Below are 17,825 nucleotides of genomic sequence, written 5' to 3'. Positions count from 1 at the left end.
CGCCGCGGTCTGGCCGGCCATCAGTGGGCCGCCTCGGTCTTCCTCATCGCGTCGATGAGGCTCTGGGGACGGAGGTCCGTCCAGTTCTCCTCCACATAGGCGAGGCATTCCTTGCGCGTGGCCTCCCCGAAAGCGAGTCGCCAGCCATTCGGAATCTCCGCGAACGCAGGCCACAACGAGTGTTGATTCTCCCTGTTCACGAGCACCAGAAAGGTCCCGTTTTCGTCGTCGAACGGGTTCGCCATAATCTCCCCCACGAATCGTATTCCTCGATGGATGAGAAAACCTTAGCCGCCGCTAATGGGACGAACAAGGCTCACCAATTCGAGGAGCATTCCGAAGGGCGATCCGTGGATATAGGTATTGTTTAAATTGGGACGAGTGCAGTCGGGTCACCAGTGTCACGTGCCGGACGCCCGCGCGACAGGGGCGTCCAACCGACCGACCCGAGCACTTGGACACCGGACCCCGGGTGCGACGCCCCCGCCGCACGGGGGTGGACGGCAGGGGGCGCCGCGGTCCGGATGTCAACTGTCAAGGCACGGTCGCCGCCGGCTAGTTGGTCGCGAGGGCCTCCGTCGGGGGCAGCCGGGCCGCCCGGACCGCGGGGTAGAAGCCGGCCAGTCCGCCGATGGCGAGGGTGGCGGCCAGACCGCCGGCCATCGCCCACAGCGGCACCAGAGCGGCCCACCCCTGGTAGGCGGCGTAGCCGTCGGTCACACCGATGCCCAGCAGCACACCCCCCAGGCCGCCGAGCCCGGACAGCAGCAGCGCCTCGGCGAGGAACTGGATCCTGATCTGGCCCCGGGTGGCGCCCAGCGAGCGGCGCAGCCCGATCTCCGAGCGCCGCTCCAGCACCGAGATGACCATGGTGTTGGCCACCCCGACACCGCCGACCAGCAGGGCGACCCCGCCCAGGCCGAGCAGCAGCCCGCTCAGCGTCTTGTCCGTGGCGTTCTTGGCGGCCAGCGCGTCGGAGGGGCGGGAGACGTTGACCTCGTTGGGGTCCTCCGGGGACACCGTGGCGCCCAGGACGCCGTGCACCTTCTCGACGTCGGCGTCCTTCGCCCGTGTGTAGATCGTCGTCGGATGGCCGTCGAAGGCCAGTTCCTTCTCCGCCACCGGCCAGCCCACGAAGGCCTGGTTGTCAAGGACCGGCAGCAGCTCGTTGTGCGCCAGCAGACCCACCACGGTGAACCAGTGGTTGCCGAGCCACACCTGCACGTCGGGGCCGGCCCGGTGGATCCCGAGGCTGCGCGCCGTCTCCGAGCCCAGTACCACGGCCGGGTAGCGGCTGCTGGCGGCGTTGAGCCAGCGGCCGTCCACGATCTGCCCGCCGATGGACCGGAGCAGGTCGGTCCGCGCCGCGCTGACCGAGAGGCCGCCGGACTCCACCGACGGAATGCGGTCGTTGCGGTAGATCTTCGCGTCCGTGGTCCCCGCGGCGGAGGCCGAGATCACCTCCGGCCGGTTCGCGACCATCGCGACGGCGTCGTCGGACAGATGGGCGTTCGCGCCGGTCATGGTGGTGCCCGGGGAGACCGTGAGCAGATTGGTGCCGAGCGCGGCGAGCTGCTTGTTCAGGTCGTTCGTCGACGAGGTGGAGATGCCCACCACGCCGATCATCGCGGCGATGCCGATCGCGATGCCCAGGGCGGAGAGGAAGACCCGCATGGGCCGCGAGCGCAGCCCCCAGCCGCCCACCCGGGCCACGTCGGACAGACTCAGCCGGGCCGCCCGGGGCCGCGGCGGCGGGGGCAGTTCGGCCCAGGGCCGCTCCCGGCCGGCCGGCGGCGACTGCGTCGTACTCATCGCTCCACCCCCGTGTACGCCAGGGCCCGGGGCCCCGGTGCCCCCGAATCGTGCTCGATCCGGCCGTCCCGGACCCTGACCTCGCGCGGCAGGGACGCCGAGATGTCCCGGTCGTGGGTGATGACGACCACTGTCGTCCCGGCCTCGTGCAGCTCGTGGAGCAGTTCCATCACCACCGTCCCCGAGCGGGAGTCCAGCGCGCCGGTCGGCTCGTCGGCCAGTAGCAGCGGCGGATCGCCGACCACCGCGCGGGCGATCGCCACCCGCTGCTTCTCGCCGCCGGACAGCTGCTGCGGCTCGTGCAGGAGCCGGTGCCCCAGACCCACCCGGCGCAGGGCCGCCTCGGCGAGCCGGCGCCGCTCACGGCGCGGCCGTCCGCCGTACAGCAGACCGTCCGCCACGCTGTCGAGCGCGGGGACTCCGGCGGCGAGGTGGAACTGCTGGAAGACGAAGCCGATGGTGCCGGCCCGCAGTGCCGACAGCTCGCGGTCGTTGAGGGAGTCCACGGCGTGGCCGGCGATCGCCACCGTCCCCGAGGAGGGGCGGTCCAGCGTGCCCATGATGTTGAGCATGGTGGACTTGCCCGAACCGGACGGGCCGACGACCGCGAGCATCTCGCCGCGGTGGACCACCAGGTCCGTCTCGACCAGGGCGGCCACGTCGCCGTACGACTTGCTGACCCCGGCCAGCTCGATCACCGGGTGGGCTGCGACGGTCACTTCGGGACCCCCACGACCGTGCCCGCGGTGATGCCGGTGCCGGAGATCTCCACCATGCCGTTGCCGAACGTCCCGAGCTTCACATCGCGGTACTCCGTCTTCGCCCCGGTCACCACCTCGACGGCGTAGCCGCCGCCCGGTAGCGCGAACAGGGCGCTGATCGGCACGGCCAGCACGTTCGCACGTGTCTCGGACGCGAACTCGACACTGACGGAGGCGGCCTGGTAGGCGCCGATCTTCGCGGCGTCATTGACCTTCAGCTCCACCGGGACGGTGGCGTTCGCGGAGCCCGAGCCCGAGGAGCCTCCCGAACCGCCGGAGGGCGCGGAGCCCGAGGAGTTGTCGGAGGTGGTCGGTGTGCCGATGTCCGTCACCACGGCGGTCACCGTGGTGTTGTCCGGCAGCGTGACCGTCGTGGCGCCGCCCTTCTTCGCCAGGTCCGCGTACTGCACGGGCAGGTCGACGGAGATCACCCGGTCGGTGCCCGTCCAAGTGAGCACGTCCCCGGCGAGGGTGTCACCGACGGCGAGCTCCGCCTTGGCGACCCGCCGCGCGCCGGAGGCCACCAGCGCGTCACCGACCCGCACCTCCCCGGTCTGCGAACGGCCGAGCTTGTCCTGCCACTTCTCGACAGCGGCGGCCGTGGAGTAGTCGTAGGTGGTGTCCACCGTGAAGCCCCGGTAGCCGAGCGCCCGGAGGTTCTTCTCCAGCATCTTGACGTCGCTGCCGCTGCTGCCCGGCTTCAGCGTCCGGTACAGCGGCACCGAGCCGTAGAGCAGCGGCACCGACTGCTGGTCGACCTTGTAGACCGGCTCGCCGCGGGTGACGGTGTCGCCGTCCGAGGGCATCCAGGTGACGATCCCGGAGCCGGCCCCGCCACCGCCCTGCGCCGACCCGCCGGACTGCGCCGAGCCGGCCGACCCGGGGGCCTTGACCGCCGCGGTGTCGCCGTACCCGAGCTGTCCGTCCACGGTCTGGGAGCTGGTCAGCGTGGTGCGCTTCACCTGCGTCGTGGCGGGCGGGCCGGAGGGCGCCGTCGCCTCGGTCTTGTCGTCCCCGCCGCCGAACACACCCGAGGCGGCGCCGGCCGCGGCCACGGCGACGACCACGGCGCACGCGACGATCAGGGCGATGCGCATCCCGCGGCGGCGCGGGCGGCCGCCCTCGGGCGGCGGCTGCTCCACGGCGCCGCCGTTCCCGTCGAAGGAGGCGAGGGCCGCGGCCCGGGGCTCCAGTTCACCGCCCGGGACGTCCGCCGCACCCTCGGGGGCCGTCTCCACGGTCCCCTCCTCGCGACCGCTCACTGCCCCCCTCCTGTGACCATCAGGCTGCCGCCGGGCCGGATGCTGTAGCAAGCGGCCGTGGCCTTGGCGAAGTTGGGGTCGTCCTGCCCGGAGATACCGGCCGCGTCGGCGTCGATGATGATCGTGCTGCCGTCGACCTTGGGGTCCTGGAAGTTGGGCATGCCGTTCTTGCGGATGCACTTCGCCCACGCGGCGACCTTCGTCGCGTCGAAGGACCGGCTGTTGGCGGCGGCGCCGGTGTCGCCCTGCACCAGCTTGGACTGGCAGGCCGACTGGGCCGACTTGAAGGTCGGGGAGTTCTGGTCGATGTCCGCGGGGACCGTCAGCTGCACCCGGCCCTGACTGTCCTCCTTCGGGTCGGGATAATTCGAGACGCCGTTGTCGCGCATGCACTGCGAATAGGCCACGGCCGAATTGGAGGAGTCGCCCGAAGAATTCGACGAGCTCTGGCTGCCGTCGGACGCGTCGGTCGATTTCGAGTCCGACGAACAGCCCGCGAGCATTGTTCCGGCCGTCAGCACGGAAAGGACCGCCAGGACCGGTCCGGTCATACGCTTCTGAAATGTGTTCGGCATACCACCAGTTCTACGGGGCACCCGGTCACACGGAGGTTGCAACGGGCGCCCCACGCGACCGTTCAGTCAGCCCGGTCCCCGGCAGCGCTCTCCCGCGCGTCGGGCGCCACCAGCGTGATGGCGCCGGCAGGGCAGCGGGCCGCGGCCGCGCGCAGCCTCGGCAGCGCTTCAGGTGCCGCCTCGGGGACGCGCGGCAGCGCCAGGCCGTCCTCCTCGGACTGGTCGAAGTACCGGGGCTCGAACAGGGCGCACACCCCCGAGCCCGCGCAGCTGTCGCGGTCCACCCGGATCCCGACGCGCGTCACGCCCGCGCCTTCGCCGGCCCCCGGCGTCACCAGGCGACCGGAAGCGTCTCGACGCCGAACTGCGGGGCCAGCAGCCGGAACCGCAGCTCCTCCACCCCGGCGCCCAGGCGCAGGCCGGGGAACCGCTCCAGCAGCCCGGCGAAGGCGATCCGCATCTGCACACGCGCCAGCCCGGCGCCGAGGCAGAAGTGGTTGCCGTGGCCCAGGGCCAGGTGGTTGGCGGGCTCCTCCCGCGCGATGTCCAGCCCGTCCGCGACGCCGCCGCCGTGCGGGCAGCGGTTCGCGGCGAGCACCGAACACGACACCACCTCACCGGCCTTGATCACCTCGCCGGCGATCGCCACGTCCACCAGCGCCGTGCGCGGCGAGACGACGGCCACCACCGAGACGTACCGCAGCAGTTCCTCGACGGCCCGGTCCATCAACTCGGGCCGTTCCCGCAACAGGGCCAACTGCTCGGGATGGAGCAGCAGAGCCAGGGTGCCCAGGGCGATGGCCTCCGCGGTGTTCTCGATCGAGCCGTTGGCGATGCCCTCGCAGAGTCCGGCCAACTCCTCGTCCGTCACCCCGTCCCCGTGCTCCCGGATCAGCGAGCCGACCAGACCCTCGCCCGGGTTACGGCGCTGCTCGGCGACGAGTTGCTCGAAGTGCCTGAAGTACGTCGTCGCCGCCGGCTTCCGGCGGGCGCTGTGCCCGGCGGCCCGGTAGTCGCTCAGCCGGGACAGCTCGGGCAGGTCGTCGCGGGGCAGCCCGAGTATCTCGGCGAGGACCAGGCCGGACACGGGCCGGGCGAAGTGCCGCATCAGGTCGGCCGGTTGGCCCGCCCGCTCCAGTACGTCCAGGTGGTCCGCGACGATCCGCTCCATCATCGGCTCCAGCCGCCGCATCTGCCGCACCGTGAACAGCGGCGCCACCAGCCGCCGCAGCCGGCTGTGCTCCGGCGGGTCGATGTGCAGCAGACTGCCCTCGTGCTGGTCGAGTGTGCGGCCGCCGGGCTCCGGCGGCGGCACATTGGAGAACCGCTCGGAGTCACCGAGGATCTGCCGCACCACCTCACGTCCGGTCGCGATCCAGCCGGGCATTCCCCCGGGCGCCTTGGACAGCGGCGCCCGCGCACTGATCTCCAGGAGTTCCGGCACCGGGTCCAGCAGGCTCCGGCGCTTGTCGACCTGTAGCTCGAACGACTGCGTCATGCGCGTTCTACCTCTCTGACGTGTCCGATGTATCCGATGCATCCCATATGTCCGACGTGGACTGCTGCTCTACGAGCCGTTCCGTGACCGCGCGCCCTATGACCCCGGCGCTCTCGGCCCACAGCAGCCCTATGTGGTCGGCGGGGACCTCGATGCCGTCGACCCGGCCGGCGATGTACCGCGCCCAGGTCGTGCGCTTCTCGTCGAGGGACATCTGGGCCAGACCGCCCTCGGTGGCCAGGAACAGCAGCGCGTCACCGCCGAAGCGCCGGGGTGTGTGCCGCCGTTCCAGCCCGATCATGTGCTGCTTGGTCCTCTCCATGTCGCGGGTGAAGGCGTCGGCCAGTGGCGCCCCCACCTCCGGGCCGCTGAGCACGACGCGTCCCTCGCGGTCCACCCCGTCGCCGTCCTCCGCGTGCGTGGTCTCCGCCTCCCGGTGTCCGCCGGGGAAGCCGTCCAGCAGCGCCAGCAGCGAGACCCGTTGGCCCTGCTCCTCCAGCGCGGTGGCGACGGCCTGGGCGAGCACCGCGCCGAAGGACCAGCCGAGCAGTTGGTACGGCCCCTCGGGCTGCACCGCGCGGATGCGTTCGACGTGTCCGGCCACCATCGCGTCCATGCTGTCCGGCATCGCCCCGCGGCCGGCGAAGGCTGGTGTCTGGAGGCCGTAGACCGGAAGGTCCTCGGGAAGGTGCTGGAGGATGCCGGAGTAGCACCAGGCCAGGCCCGTGCTGTGGTGCAGGCAGAACAGCGGCGGTCGGGAAGTCCCGGACCGCAGTGCCAGCAGTACGTCGAGGTCGTCGCGTCGGCGTCCGGCGCGCCGAGGTGCCGACAGGTCGGCGCCGCCGTCGTCCGCGGCGCGCGGCTCCACCAGTCCGTCGGAGGTCCACGCGGCGCGCCGGCCGGTGCGCAGCATCAGATCGCCACCGCGTCCGAAGGGGTCGGGCACGAAACTGCCCGCGGTACGGGCGGGCGCGCCGGCGTAGGCGCGGGCCAGGGACGGACCCGCCACGTAGAGGTCGCCTGCGACCCCGGCCGGGACCGGCCGGAGCCAGGCGTCGAGGACGTAGGCGCGCGCGGTGCGGGGCAGCGGGACGGCGGCCCGCGCGGGCGCGCGTCCCGGCCGCTCCGCCGTGGGTACGACCTCGACAGTGCCGTTCCCACGCAGCGCGGCCAGTACCCCGACGAGCAGTTCGGCGACGGGCGCGCCCGCGTCCACACGGACCGCGCCGTCGGCCGGTCGCGCCGCCGGGGACGCGGCCTGACGGTCGATCACCCGGCCGAGCAGGGACCGGTGATCCAGCATCTCGCCCACGAGGGTGCCGTCCGGTGCCTCCACGGGGAGTACCACCGCCGGCTGGGACGGCGACGGCTCCCGGACCGCGGCGGTGCGGCGCAGCCGGCTGTTCCCGGCCCGGATCGCGTCCTCCACCCGCAGCACCGGCACCGTCCCCGGTACGGCGGTGTCGCCGGACCGGACGAACGCGGCCGGGCGTTCGCAGCCCAGCGCGGCGGCGGCCGCCAGCGGGCCCCCGGGGTCGTCCGGATCCGCGATCAGGCACGCGGCACCGGACCTGAGCACCCCGAGCACGGCGACCACCCAGCCGGTACCGGGCCGGGCCGCCACCACGACGACACCGCCCGCGCCCGCCCCGAGCCGGTCCAGCCGCGCGGCGAGCCAACCCGCCGCCCGGTCCAGGGAGTGCCGGGTGAGGTGGCCGTCCCGGTCGCGGACGGCCACGGCACGCGGGTCACGGAGCGCGGACTCGGTGAACGCCGGGAGCACGGTGCCGTCCGGGACGTGAGCCGCGCCGAGGTTCCACTCCTCGGTCAGCCGCCGGAACTCCGCCGTGCCGAGCAGGATGTCGATCCGGCTCAGGGTCAGTTCGGAATCGGCCGCCACCTGCTGGAGCACATGGACGAGCCGCTTCGCGAGGCGGGCCGCGGTGGCCCGGTCGAACAGTTCCTCGGCGTAGTCCAGCGTGCCGTCGAGGCCGCCCGGTCCGCCGTCGTCCCGGTAGCGGTCGGTCAGCCGGAGCGACAGATCGAACCCGGACGCCTGGGCGCCGAGGTCGACCGTCGAGGCGTTCAGCCCCGGGAACGCCGGGATGTCCCACTTCTCCGCGGTGTCCTCCCGCACGTCCAGGACGGTCTGGAAGAGCGGATGCGGGTCCCCGGGCGCCTCGCCCGCGACGCCCAGGATCTCGGCGATGCGCGCGAACGGGACGTCCCCGCGTACGTCGGCCTCCCCCGCGATCTCCCACACGCGGCCGAGCAGTTCCCGGAACGTCGGGTCGCCCGAGACGTCGGTGCGCAGCGGCAGCAATCCGGCGAACGGGCCCATGGCGGCCTCGAGTTCACCGCCGGCAGCCGGCCGCTGCGTCACGGCGCCGACCGTCAGATCGGTGCCCGCGCCCATCCGGGCGAGGAGCATCGCGAGACCCGCGTGGACGACGGCCGCCGAGGTCGCGCCGAGCGGCCGGGCCACGTCCATCAGGCGGGCGTGCGTCGCGGCCGGGACCCGCAGCGGCACCGAGCGGGCCCGGTGGTTGGGCCGTGCGGGCCGCGGCCGGTCCGTGGGGAGGACGGTGACGGTCGGCGCGTCCGCCAGCATCTCCTTCCAGTACGCGATCTGGTCGCCGGCCCCGCCCTCCTTCTCGCCCGCCTCCGCCTCCGTCTCCATGAGTTGCCTGTTCTGCCACACAGCGTAGTCCGCGAACTGCAGGGGCAGGGGCGCGCGTTCGGTGGCACGCCCCTCGCGGCGCGCGCCGTACGCCACGGCGACGTCGCGTACGAGAGTGTCCCTGGACACGTCGTCGGCACCGATCCGATGGAGGACGAGCAGGAGGACATGGTCGGTGTCGGAGAGCGCGAACAGGGTTGACGCCCAAGGCGTTTCGCCGCCGAGGTCGAACCGTCGGCCGGCACGGTCGTCGAGGACGGCGGGAAGCTCCTCCTCGGTCACCGCGACGAGCGGCAGGGCGGGAACGGCGGCGGGGTCGTCGGCGCCCAGGATCCGCTGGACCAGTCCGCCGTCCGGGGTCTCGGCGAAGACCGTCCGCAGGATGTCGTGCCGTGCCGCCACGTCCGCCAGCGCCGCCCGCAGCGCCTCGCGGTCGAGTTCTCCGCGCAGGCGCAGGGCGACGGACGACTGAAGGGCCCGCGTCCGGGGGTTGGCCGCGGCGCGCCGCCAGTCGAGCCGCTGCCCGGCCGTCGCCGGCGCAACACCGCCCTCGTGCTCGACCGCGACCACCGGGGGCCGTTCCTTGAGGGCCAGGATGCGCGCCGCGCCCATCGGCGTCGGCATGCTGAAGAACTGCTTCATGTCCAGGTCGACGCCGGCCTCCGACCGGATTCGGCCCGCGAGGTGCATCGCCAGCGCGGAGTTGCCGCCCAGGTCGAAGAAGTTGCCGTCGGCGGCCACCCGGTCGATGCCCAGCACCTCGGCGAACAGCGCACAGAGCAGCGCCTCCGTCTCGGTCCGGGGCCGGAGACCCGAGGCGCCGTCGTCCAACTCCGGGACGGGCAGCGCGGCATGGTCGACCTTGCCGTTGACGGTGAGGGGCAGGGCGTCGAGGACCACGAAGACGGAGGGGACCATGTAGTCCGGGAGGCGGGTCGCGGCGTACTCGCGCACGCTCCCGGTCGCCACACCCCGCCCGCCCTCCGGGTCGGCCGGCAGGACGTAGCCGACGAGGCGCGGGTTGCCCGGCCGGTCCTCACGCACCGTCGCGATGGCGGTCCTGACGTCCGGGTGAGCGGCCAACACGGCCTCGACCTCGCCGAGTTCCACCCGGAACCCGCGGATCTTCACCTGCGTGTCCGCCCGCCCCACGAACGCCAGATTGCCGTCGCCGTCGGGCAGCCACCGCACCAGGTCACCCGTGCGGTACATCCGCTCACCGATACCGAACGGACAGGCCACGAACCGCTCCGCGGTCAGCTCGGCCCGGTTGACATAGCCCCGGGCCAGACCCGAACCGGCGATGTACAACTCCCCGGTGACACCCGCGGGCACGGGCCGCAGATACGCGTCCAGCACATAGGTACGGACGTTGGGCAACGGCCGACCGACGGCCGGGGGCGCGTCCTCGCCGGTAATGCCCTCTTCCAGCAGGACGGCGGTGGTGATGACGGTCGCCTCGGTGGGCCCGTACGTGTTCCACACCCGGGCACCCGCACGCCACCGGGCCGCGAGCCCGGCCTCCAGCCGCTCCGCGCCCAACACCCAATTCCCCACCCCTGCCACCGACTTGGGCTCCAGGGCACGCAACAGGGAGGGCACCACGCTCGCCACCTCGACCCCGACCGCCTCGACCATGCGCGCGAGCGCCGCACCGTCCAGCCGCTCGTCGGGCGAGGCGATCGCCAGCGCGCCCCCGGCAGCGAGGGTCACGGCCACGTCCAGCACCGCCGCGTCGAAACTGAACGACGCGAACTGCAACGCGGTCAGGCCGGGTTCAACCCCGAGTACGGGACGCATGACCGACGCCAGGTGCGCCACGGAGGCGTGCGCGACCGCCACACCCTTCGGACGCCCGGTCGACCCCGACGTATAGATGACGTATGCCAGTTGATCCGAGGTGACGTCCGGCAGCTCACCGGAGTCGGTCCCCAACTCGCCCACCAGGACCGTCTCCACGTCAGCCGACAACCGGCCTACGGTCTCCTCCGCGACCAGCACCAACTCAGCGCCGCTGTCGGCCACCATGAACAACAGCCGGTCGGACGGATACTCCGGATCCAGCGGAACATACGCACCGCCCGCCTTCCACACCGCCAACATGGCCACGACCATCTCGGCCCCACGCGGCAGACACAGCCCCACCCGGGATTCCCGACCCACACCCCGCGCAATCAGCCCACGAGCCAACGCATCCGACCGCGCGTCCAACTCGCCGTAAGACAAGGCCTGTTGACGGAACCACAACGCGGGCGCATCCGGCGTCCGAGCCGCCCACCCACGGAACCGCTCCACCACCGTCGACGCGTCCACATCCCGCGCCGTGCCGTTCCACTCCTCGACGACCGCGGACCGCTCCGCCGCGTCCAGCAACTCCAGTTCGCCCAGCCGGACTTGGGGGTCGGCCGCGGCCTGCTCCAGCACCCGGGCCAGGCGTTCGGCGAGGCGACGTACGGTCCGCTCGTCGAAGAGATCCGCGGAGTAGAGGATCCCGCCGCCGAGTCCGGCCGGGGCTCCGCCGGCGGAGCGGCGCTCGTTCAGCGACAGGGAGAGATCGAAGCGGGCCGCGGGGGCCTGTGCCGGCGGAACCGCCTCGACGGTCAGGCCGTCGAGGTCCCATTGCGCCTCGGGGAGATTTTGCAGCGCCAACATCACCTGGAACAGCGGGTTTCGGGCCGCGGAGCGCGCCGGGTTCAGCTCGTCGACCAGGCGCTCGAACGGCACGTCCTGGTGCGCGTACGCCGACAGGTCCGACTCGCACACCCGCCGCAGGATCTCGGCGAACGATGGATCCCCCGCCAAGTCCGTGCGCAGCACGAGTGTGTTGACGAAGAACCCTGCCAGCTCCTCCAGTTGGGCGTCGGAGCGCCCGGCCACGGGTGTGCCGATGCAGACGTCCTCCCCGGCGCCCATCCGCGCCAGCAGGACCACCAGCGCGGCATGCACCACCATGAACATGGTCGCCCCGCTCCGGGCGGCCAGCTCCGCCAACCGGGCATGCGTCGCCGCGTCCACCCCGACCGGCACCGAACCGCTGCGGAACGACGGCGTCGCCGGGCGCGGGCGGTCGAAGGGCAGCGCCGTCTCCTGCGGCGCCCCGGCCAACGCCTGCCTCCAGTACGCGATCTGACCGGCCCCCGCGCTGTCCGGGTCGTCCAGTTCACCGAGCACCTCCCGCTGCCACAGCGCGTAGTCCGCGTACTGGACCGGCAGGGGCTCCCACTCCGGCGGGCGACCACCGTGCCGGGACCGGTACGCCGTCCTGAGGTCCCGCGCCAGGACGCCCATCGACCAGCCGTCGGAGGCGATGTGATGGGACACCAGCAGCAGCACCCACTCCTCCTCCGCGACCCTCAACAAGCTGGTCCGCCAGGGCAGTTCGACCCCGACGTCGAAGCCGCGCCCGGTCTCCTCCGCCATCACCTCCCGCCAGTGCTCGCCGGCCTCGATGACCCGAAGCCGGGGCCGGCCCTCGACCCCCTCGCGGATCTCCTGGTACGGCACGCCCTCCACATCCGGGAAGACCGTACGGAGGCTCTCGTGCCGGTCCGCCACATCACCGAGCGCCGCCTCCAGCGCCGCCACGTCCGGCCGGCCCGAGAGCCGCAGGGCGAATGGCTGGTTGTAGGCGGCGGCCCCCTCACCGTCGCCGTCGGCGCCTTCGATCCGGTTGAGGAACCACATCCGCTGCTGCGCGTACGACAGGGGCACCCGCTCCGGACGTTCCCGGCGGCGCAGCGGCGCGCCGTCGGATGCCCCGGCCCCGTCGACCAGGCGTGCCACCCCGGCCACCGTCGGAGCCGCGAACACCTCGCGGACCCCCACCGTCACGTCCAGCTCCGCCCGCATCCGCGCGATCAACCGCATCACCAGCAGCGAGTCGCCGCCCAGCGCGAAGAAGCTCTCCTCCGCCCCGACCTCCGCCAGCCCGAGCAACTCCGCGAACAAGGCGCACAGCGCCTCTTCCGTGGGCGTCTCCGGGCCCCGGGAACCGCCCGCTCCGCGTTCGGGGGCGGGCAGGGCGGAGCGGTCGATCTTGCCGTTGACGGTGAGTGGGAACGCGTCGAGCACGACGACCGCCGACGGGACCATGTACTCGGGGAGGCGGGTGGCGGCGAAGGCGCGTACGTCCTCGGCGTCCGCATCACCGACGACGTATCCGATCAGCCGTCCATCCCGCGCCAGCACCGCGGCCCGCTGCACCCGAGCGTGAGCGGCCAACACCGCCTCCACCTCGCCGAGTTCGACCCGGAACCCACGAATCTTCACCTGCGCATCCGCACGCCCCACGAACTCCAACTGCCCGTCCGACGTCCAACGGACCAGGTCACCGGTGCGATACATCCGCCCCGTGCCGTCACCGAAGGGACAAGCCACGAACCGTTCCGCCGTCAGATCGGAGCGGCCGATGTAGCCACGGGCCAACCCCTCCCCCGCGATGTACAACTCCCCCGCCACACCCACCGGAACAGGCCGCAGAAACGCATCCAACACGTAGGTACGGACATTGGGCAGCGGGCTGCCGATCGCAGGCGGCGCATCCTCACCCGTGATGCCTTCGTCCAAGAGAACGGCGGTGGTGATGACGGTGGCCTCGGTGGGCCCGTACGTGTTCCACACCCGGGCACCCGCACGCCACTTCGCCGCCAGACCGGCCTCCAACCTCTCCGCGCCCAGCACCCAATTCCGCACCCCGGCAACCGACTTGGGCTCCAAGGCTCCCAGCAATGACGGCACCACGCTCGCCGTGACCACACGGGCAGCCTCGACCATCGCGGCGAGAGCAGCACCGTCCTGCCGCTCCTCCGTCGTGGCGATCGCCAGCGTGCCTCCGGCAGCGAGGGTCACGGCCACGTCCAGCACCGCCGCGTCGAAGCTGAACGACGCGAACTGGAGAGTCGCGACACCGGACTTCACACCGAGTACGGGCCCCATCGACGAGGCAAGGTTCGCCACGGAGGCATGCGCCACCGCCACACCCTTCGGGCGACCGGTGGACCCTGATGTGTAGATGACGTAGGCCAGTTGGCCACCGACGACCTCCGGCAGCTCACCGGAATCGGTCCCCAACTCGCCCAGCAGCAACGTCTCGACGTCAGCCGACAACCGGTCTACGGTCTCCTCCGCCACCAGGACCAACTCGGCACCGCTGTCGGCCACCATGAACAACAGCCGGTCGGACGGATACTCCGGATCCAGCGGAACGTACGCACCACCGGCCTTCCACACCGCCAACATCGCGGTCACCATCTCGACCCCACGCGGCAAGCACAGCCCCACCCGGGATTCCCGACCCACCCCACGGGCAATCAGCCCACGGGCCAACGCATCCGACCGCGCATCCAACTCGCCGTAGGACAAGGCGTGTTGCCGAGACCGCAGCGCAGTGACGTCCGGCGTCCGGACCGCCCACCCACGGAACCGCTCCACCACCGTCGACGCGTCCACATCCCGTGCGGTGGCGTTCCACTCCTCGACGACTACGGCCCGTTCCGCCTCGTCCAGCAGATCGATGTCGCTCAGTCGAAGACTCGGGTCCGCCGCGAACCGCTCCAACACCCTTACCAGCGAGGCCAGCACGCTTTCGGCACGGGTCCGGTCGAACAGGTCGGGGCGGTAGTCGAGGTGGAGTTCCATCCGCTCGCCCGGGATGACGATCAGCCCCAACGGATAGTGACTGGCGTCCTGCGGTGCGCCGCCCGGCCCGATGACAAGGGTGTCCGGGTCATACGGTGCCGGAGCGGCGGAGTGCGGGTAGTTCTCGTAGACGACGAGCGTGTCGAACTCCGCTCCCGGTCCGGCGAGTTGCCTGATCTCGGCCAACCCGAGGTACTGATGGCCCATCAAGCCCACCTGCCGGGCCTGGAGTTCGGACAGCAGGCCGGCCACCGACAGATCACCGGCCAACTCAGCCCGCACCGGCAGGGTGTTGATGAACAACCCGATCAACGACTCCGCACCCGGCAGATCCGCCGGCCGACCGGCAACCGTCGTCCCGAACACCACATCCCGCCGCCCCGACAGACGCGCCAGCACGAGAGCCCACGCACCCTGCACCACCGTCGCCATCGTCACGCCGCCCTGACGGGCCAGGTCGTTCAGCGCCAGCGTCAACTCCGCGTCGCACTCGCCGAGTACGGTCTCGGGCCGCAGTGGCAGCCGGGCCGGGTTCGCGGGCACGACCAGGGTCGGTTCCTCCGCACCCGCCAACGCCTCCCGCCACGCAGCCCGCGCCGCCTCCCGGTCCTGACGACCCAGCCAGGCGAGGTAGTCGCGGTACGACCTGATCGCCGGGAGCGCCCGGGCATCCCCGCCCGCCCGGTAGACCACTTCCAGCTCGTTCACCAGGATCGGCAACGACCAGCCGTCCAGCACGATGTGATGAGTCGTCAGCACCAACCGGTGACGCCGTTCGCCCAGGCGGAGCAGCAGCAGCCTCAGCAACGGACCCCGCGCGACATCGAAGCCGACGGACAGTTCCGCCCCGGACAACCGGGCCGCCTCGGCCTCCGCATCGGCCTCGGGCAGGCCGCTCAGATCGACCTCACGCCACGGCAGTTCCACCTCCCGCGCGATGACCTGCACCGCCTCACCCGACTTGCGCCGGCGGAAGCTGGCCCGCAGGGTCCCGTGGCGGGCGATCAGGCCCTCCCAGGAACGGCGGAGACGGTCCACGTCGAGCGGTCCGTCGAGGGCCAGGGCCCGTTGGCCCGCGTACACGTCGGAGGCCTCGTCCCCGAGGGACGCGTGGAACAGCAGCCCCTCCTGAAGCGGCGACAGCGGCCATATGTCTTCGATGGCGGTCCGGGTCCGGGTCATCACGTACGTCTCCTCACAGCGGTTCGCAACTTCGGTTCGGCGGCGGGGACAGAGCGGTGCGGGCAGAGCTGTGGGGGGTCGGCAGTGAGCGGTGGTCACAGGTCGGGGGGACGAAGGCCGAGGGGCAGTGGCCCGGAATCAGAGCTGGTCGTCGGCGAACTCGGCCTCCAGATCGTCGACTTCGTCCTGGTCGAGATCGAGGAGGGAGAAGTCGGAGGGGGTGTGCCCACCGGCCGACGGGTCGGCGGTGTGTGCGGCGAGACCGTTCAGCAGCCCGAGCCAGGCCAGCCCCAACTCCTGTACGTCGGCCTCGTCCAGCAGCGCCTCGGGCCAGCTCAGGGTGAGCGTCAGCTCCGGGCCGCTCGCGGTGTCCGCCACCACGGCGCCCACATCGAGCACGTGCGGCACCGGCATGCCCGGATCGGCGGCACCACCGACGGCGGTGTCCCCGGCCGACTGCCACGGCTCGGCCGACCTCGCCCCGGCACCACCGGCGGTCGCGAACCGGCCCAGGTAGTTGAACCCGATCTGCGGCACCGGCAGGCCTTCCAACACCGACGCGGTCTCCGGGTTCAGGTGACGCAACAGGCCGTAGCCCAGCCCGTCCCCGGGCACCGCCTGCACCTGCTCCTTCACCCGCTTCACCAGCGCACCGGCCGCCGCACCTCCGGCCGCAGCCTCCGCCAGATCCACATCTGAGGCGTCCAGCCGTACCGGATAGGCCGCCGTGAACCAGCCCACCGTCCGCGACAGATCCATGCCCTCCGACAACGGCTCACGGCCGTGCCCCTCGACCTCCACCAGGAACCCACCCGGCTCAGCCCCGAAGCCCGTCCGCCACCCCGCCACCGCACCGGCCAGCGTCGCCAACAGCACCTCGTGCAACCCGCAGTGGAACACCCCCGGCACCTCACCGACGAGCACCGCGGCCTCACCCATCGGAACCGACCACGAAGAACGACGCAACGACGCAACCGTGTCGACGGCCGGGTCCAGCGCGCGACGGCCGATCAGCGGCTCATCGGCGGTTCGCACCACCTCGACCCAGTTCGCCAACTCCGCGACGCGCCGCGGGTCTTCCGCCGAGCGCTGCAACTCCCGTGCCCAGGTGCGGAAGGAGGTCGGCGCCGGTTCGAGGCTCGGCCGTCCGCCAACGGCCGCCGCCTCGCACGCGGTTCCCAGATCCCGCGCCAGAACGCGCCACGACACTCCGTCGACCGCCAGGTGATGAGCGGCCAGCACAATCCGACCGACCCGCTCCGGCCCGGCATCCACCCACACCACCTGCACCATCACCCCGGCCGCAGGATCCAACCGTGCGACCGCGGGCCGAGCGGCCTCGACCGCCAGCCGGTCCACCTCACCCTCAGCGAGGCCTACGGCATCCACCCGGACCACCAGCCCGGACGCGTCGATCCCGGCCGCCTCCGGAACCGTCAGCGTCCGAAGGTCACTCCCGGTCCGGGCCCGGAGTACCCCGTGCGCCCGCAACAGCGCGTCCACGCCTGACGCCAGGACGTCGACACCGAGCCCGGCCGGCGCACCGATCACCGTCCACTGCGCGAACTCGCCCCGCAGCGCGTGCGCACCCATCGACCGCATCGCCGGGGTCCACGGCACCTCCCCGACACCCGTGTCCGCCTTCTGCCCCGCCGCCCCACCGGACACCGCGACCGCCACCAGCGCCAACCGTTCCGGCGTCTTCTCCTCGAACACCTGCCGCGGCGAAACGGTCCACCCTGCGGCACGGGCCCGGGACGCGAGTTGCATCGACATGATCGAATCGCCGCCCAACTCGAAGAACCCGTCCCCGACCCCGACTACGTCCAGCCCCAACACCTCGGCGAACAGGGCGCAGAGCACCTTCTCGGCAGGAGTCTCCGGAGCCCGACCGACACTCACCGCGGCTTCCGGTGCCGGCAGGGCGGAGCGGTCGATCTTGCCGTTGACGGTGAGTGGGAACGCGTCGAGTACGACGACCGCCGACGGCACCATGTACTCCGGCAACCGGCCAGCGGCGAAGGCCCGCAGCGCCTCGCCGTCCGCATCACCGACGGCGTATCCGATCAGCCGTCCATCCCGTGCCAGCACCGCGGCCCGCTGCACCCGCGCGTGAGCGGCCAACACCGCCTCCACCTCGCCGAGTTCGACCCGGAACCCACGGATCTTCACCTGCGCATCCGCACGCCCCACGAACTCCAACTGCCCGCCCGACGTCCAACGGACCAGGTCACCGGTGCGATACATCCGCCCTGTGCCGTCACCGAAGGGACAGGCCACGAACCGTTCCGCCGTCAGATCCGCACGACCGATGTAGCCACGGGCCAGACCGTCCCCCGCGATGTACAACTCCCCCGCCACACCCACCGGAACAGGCCGCAGAAACGCATCCAGCACGTAGGTACGGACATTGGGCAG

9 protein-coding genes (1 of these 9 cut by a window edge) are annotated in these 17,825 nt (G+C 72.1%); all 9 read right to left on the bottom strand.

Annotated features, from left to right (window positions below; genetic code table 11):
- Positions 1-20: 20 nt before the first annotated feature.
- Complete coding sequence (locus ACIRB1_RS26240; RefSeq protein ID WP_033280615.1) at positions 21-245, bottom strand: MbtH family protein; 225 nt, start codon at positions 243-245, stop codon at positions 21-23.
- A gap of 310 nt (positions 246-555) precedes the next feature.
- On the bottom strand, positions 556-1,812 hold the full coding sequence (locus ACIRB1_RS26235) for an ABC transporter permease (protein WP_352179376.1): 1,257 nt from the start codon (positions 1,810-1,812) through the stop codon (positions 556-558).
- Positions 1,809-2,531 (bottom strand): ABC transporter ATP-binding protein, encoded by a 723-nt coding sequence (locus ACIRB1_RS26230; RefSeq protein ID WP_352179377.1) that lies wholly within the window; start codon positions 2,529-2,531, stop codon positions 1,809-1,811. The genes ACIRB1_RS26235 and ACIRB1_RS26230 overlap by 4 nt, the downstream gene beginning before the upstream one ends.
- The gene (locus tag ACIRB1_RS26225; RefSeq protein WP_403467201.1) at positions 2,528-3,835 is read right to left on the bottom strand and encodes a peptidoglycan-binding protein; all 1,308 of its coding nucleotides are present in this window, start codon (positions 3,833-3,835) and stop codon (positions 2,528-2,530) included. Before ACIRB1_RS26225 ends, ACIRB1_RS26230 begins: the two co-directional genes overlap by 4 nt.
- A complete protein-coding gene (locus ACIRB1_RS26220; protein ID WP_033280613.1) occupies positions 3,832-4,386 on the bottom strand; it encodes a hypothetical protein in 555 nt (184 codons plus the stop codon). Before ACIRB1_RS26220 ends, ACIRB1_RS26225 begins: the two co-directional genes overlap by 4 nt.
- 86 nt (positions 4,387-4,472) lie before the next feature.
- Positions 4,473-4,715 carry a ferredoxin gene (locus ACIRB1_RS26215; protein WP_352179380.1) on the bottom strand — a complete coding sequence of 81 codons (243 nt, stop codon included), beginning with the start codon at positions 4,713-4,715 and terminating at the stop codon, positions 4,473-4,475.
- Between the two features lie 26 nt (positions 4,716-4,741).
- On the bottom strand, positions 4,742-5,908 hold the full coding sequence (locus tag ACIRB1_RS26210; protein ID WP_403467200.1) for a cytochrome P450: 1,167 nt from the start codon (positions 5,906-5,908) through the stop codon (positions 4,742-4,744).
- Between the two features lie 7 nt (positions 5,909-5,915).
- Positions 5,916-15,407 carry an amino acid adenylation domain-containing protein gene (locus ACIRB1_RS26205; RefSeq protein ID WP_403467199.1) on the bottom strand — a complete coding sequence of 3,164 codons (9,492 nt, stop codon included), beginning with the start codon at positions 15,405-15,407 and terminating at the stop codon, positions 5,916-5,918.
- 138 nt (positions 15,408-15,545) lie between these two features.
- A protein-coding gene (locus ACIRB1_RS26200) for an amino acid adenylation domain-containing protein (protein WP_403467198.1) crosses the window boundary here: on the bottom strand, positions 15,546-17,825 show its 3' end. The gene runs 2,340 nt beyond the window's last position; 2,280 of the gene's 4,620 nt are visible here — the last part of the coding sequence; the start codon falls outside the window, past its right edge; the stop codon is at positions 15,546-15,548.

It is taken from the genome of Streptomyces sp. NPDC096013, assembly GCF_044763565.1.
GTDB lineage: Bacteria > Actinomycetota > Actinomycetes > Streptomycetales > Streptomycetaceae > Streptomyces.
Note: the sequence above shows the minus strand (reverse complement) of the source record. Positions and strands in the feature narration are given on the sequence as shown.

Coding starts and splice junctions, on each gene's coding strand:
- ACIRB1_RS26205 (WP_403467199.1), bottom strand. CDS start 15,407: ATGACCCGGACCCGGACCGCCATCGAAGACATATGGCCGCTGTCGCCG.
- ACIRB1_RS26240 (WP_033280615.1), bottom strand. CDS start 245: ATGGCGAACCCGTTCGACGACGAAAACGGGACCTTTCTGGTGCTCGTG.
- ACIRB1_RS26235 (WP_352179376.1), bottom strand. CDS start 1,812: ATGAGTACGACGCAGTCGCCGCCGGCCGGCCGGGAGCGGCCCTGGGCC.
- ACIRB1_RS26220 (WP_033280613.1), bottom strand. CDS start 4,386: ATGACCGGACCGGTCCTGGCGGTCCTTTCCGTGCTGACGGCCGGAACA.
- ACIRB1_RS26210 (WP_403467200.1), bottom strand. CDS start 5,908: ATGACGCAGTCGTTCGAGCTACAGGTCGACAAGCGCCGGAGCCTGCTG.